Source organism: Helicobacter sp. UBA3407, assembly GCF_949747025.1.
Taxonomy (GTDB): domain Bacteria; phylum Campylobacterota; class Campylobacteria; order Campylobacterales; family Helicobacteraceae; genus Helicobacter_D; species Helicobacter_D ganmani.
Genome location: NZ_CATKCB010000247.1, coordinates 1 through 2,475, shown reverse-complemented (window position 1 = coordinate 2,475; position 2,475 = coordinate 1). Strand labels below are relative to the sequence as shown.

Genomic DNA, 2,475 nt, shown 5'->3' with positions numbered 1-2,475 from the left:
TTAAACTTTCGTTTTGTTTGCAAATTTATCCACAAAGATTTTCAGAATCTCTACAAGGGATTCTACGATATAGCTTGCTTGTTCTTTAGTTAAAACATAAGGAGGCATAAGATAGATTGTGTTACCAAGGGGGCGCAGGAGCAAGCCACGCTTTAAGCCAGCGTTAAATACCTCTAAGCCCTTGCGTTGTCCCTCAAAGCCACCCAAATCAAAGGCAAACACCATTCCTTGATGTCTAAGATTCTGCACAAAGCCAAACTCTTGCAAAACCTGCAATTTCTTCCAAATAAATTGCGAGAGAATCGCATTGTTTTCTAGCACATTGTCTCTCTCAAAAATATCTAAAACCGCATTGGCACACGCACACGCAAGCGCATTTCCTGTGTAAGAATGCGAATGCAAAAAGGCTTTATGCTCTTCATAGGGCGCATAAAATAAACTATAAATTTCATTCGTCGTAATCACAACAGAAAGCGGTAAATATCCTCCTGTGATTCCTTTGCTAAGGCACAAGAAATCTGGCACAACCCCGCATTGTTGATAGGCAAAAAAACTTCCTGTGCGCCCAAATCCCACCGCAATTTCATCAAAAATCACATACACTCCCGCTTCCTGACACATTTTTACCGCTTCTTGCACGAATTTTGCGCTATACATATTCATATTTCCTGCGCATTGTATCAAGGGCTCTAGCACAAATGCAGCAATTTCCTCCTTGTGTGCCTGTAATAGTGTTTTTAAGGATTCTAGGGATTCCGCAAAGTTCTCTCCACTAGGTGCTTTGACTTTTAATGTTTCTAGCAAAAGCGGTTGATAGACTTGTGTATAAATCCCTACATCTCCCACGCTTAATGCCCCGATAGTCTCTCCATGATAGGCGTTTTCTAGGCATATAAATTTATTTTTCTTTTTCTTTTGAATCGCACAAGCGTGGAATGCCATTTTGAGTGCAACTTCAATCGCACTTGAGCCATTATCGGCATAGAAACACTTGCCGAATTTAGAATCCAAAAGCTCCAAAAGTCGGTGGGATAATTCAATAATGGGCTTGTGCGTGAAACCTGCAAAAATAATGTGTTCTAAGCTGTCTAACTGCTCTTTAAGTTTTGCGCTAATATAAGGATTGCAATGTCCAAAGAGATTTACCCACCAGCTAGAAACGCAGTCCAAATAAGCCCGATTCTCAAAGTCGTAGAGATATACGCCTTGCGCACGCGCTATTGGAATCAGCGGAATATTCGCCTCGTGGTCGTGCATTTGCGTGCAAGGATGCCAAATACACGAAAGGTCTAGTTCCTTAAGTTTTGCGGATTCTGTGTTGTCTAGTGTCATTTCTTTGCCTTTGGTGTGTGGATAAAGTTTGGGATAAATTTTAACACAAATGTGATTTATTGTATTCTTTTTCGCAGTTTTATGGAATCTCTTAAAGCGCACAAAGATAAATTTAGTCGCTTTTTGCTAGAATTTATCATTATATTTGGAAGAGGTTAAGCTTTGAAAATCAAAAAAGTAAAAGACAATGTTTATATTCTACGCGGCAAAATCAAGGAAATTAGCGATTATCACGATATAAAAATGCTCTTAGAAAAGCATAAAAACGAGCCTAACATGGAATTTCATTTTGAGATTCCACAGGCAAAAGAAGTGAATTTTTACATTCTTGGCTATTGCTTAAAACTAGCACGCAAAAATGGTTTTAAATTTCACTTTTATATCGCAAGTCCTTATTTATATGATACTTTTGTGCGCTTGGGATTACACCAGTTTTTTGAGGTTGTTAATGACAGCATGGAACTCTATTTATAGTCATTTTGACCCAATTGCCTTTGAGATATTTGGAATCCCTGTGCATTGGTATGGGCTGATGTATGTGCTTGCTTTGCTTGTCGCACTTTTGGTTGCAAAAGTTTTTGTCAAGATGGATAATTATCCCATTTCTAATGCACTTTTGGATAGTTATTTTATTTGGGTTGAGATTGGTGTGATTTTGGGTGCGAGACTCGGATATATTTTGTTTTATGACCCTTGGACGAGTTATTATCTCACGCACCCTTGGGAGATTTTTAATCCATTTGATAGAGAGGGCAACTTCGTAGGGATTCGCGGAATGAGCTATCACGGGGCGGTAATTGGATTTTTGATTGCTTCTGTGTTGTTTGCAAAAGTCAAAAAGGTTGATTTTTGGCTTTTTATGGACTTAGTGGGACTTAGTGTTCCGCTTGGTTATGTGTTTGGACGCATTGGAAATTTTCTAAATCAAGAATTGGTTGGGCGTGAGACGACAAACGGAATCGGAATCTATGTAGAGGGCATTTTAAGACACCCAAGTCAGCTTTATGAAGCGTTTTTAGAGGGCATTTTGGTGTTTGCGATTCTGTATTTTTGGCGCAAAAGAGCGCGGTTTGTGGGCGAAATTGGAATCTTATATGGCGTATGGTATTCTTTTATGCGCTTTGTCGCAGAGTTTTTTAGAGA

3 protein-coding genes are annotated in these 2,475 nt (G+C 39.1%); 2 read left to right on the top strand and 1 reads right to left on the bottom strand.

The genetic code is table 11. The features are described 5' to 3' along the window. Complete coding sequence (locus Q1553_RS08300) at positions 1–1,332, bottom strand: adenosylmethionine--8-amino-7-oxononanoate transaminase (RefSeq protein ID WP_115551782.1); 1,332 nt, start codon at positions 1,330–1,332, stop codon at positions 1–3. Between the two features lie 162 nt (positions 1,333–1,494). On the opposite strand from Q1553_RS08300, the gene Q1553_RS08295 reads away from it, so the two are divergent. Together Q1553_RS08295 and lgt are read left to right on the top strand one after the other, a co-directional pair. After that, the gene (locus tag Q1553_RS08295) at positions 1,495–1,806 is read left to right on the top strand and encodes a hypothetical protein (RefSeq protein ID WP_297570683.1); all 312 of its coding nucleotides are present in this window, start codon (positions 1,495–1,497) and stop codon (positions 1,804–1,806) included. Continuing rightward, positions 1,781–2,475 (top strand): prolipoprotein diacylglyceryl transferase (gene lgt, locus Q1553_RS08290; protein WP_300842921.1); only part of this gene is annotated, 695 nt, incomplete at its 3' end. The genes Q1553_RS08295 and lgt, both read left to right, overlap by 26 nt.

Bases quoted from the DNA above. Each gene is read 5' to 3' on its own strand.
- Q1553_RS08300 (WP_115551782.1), bottom strand. From the start codon at position 1,332: ATGACACTAGACAACACAGAATCCGCAAAACTTAAGGAACTAGACCTT.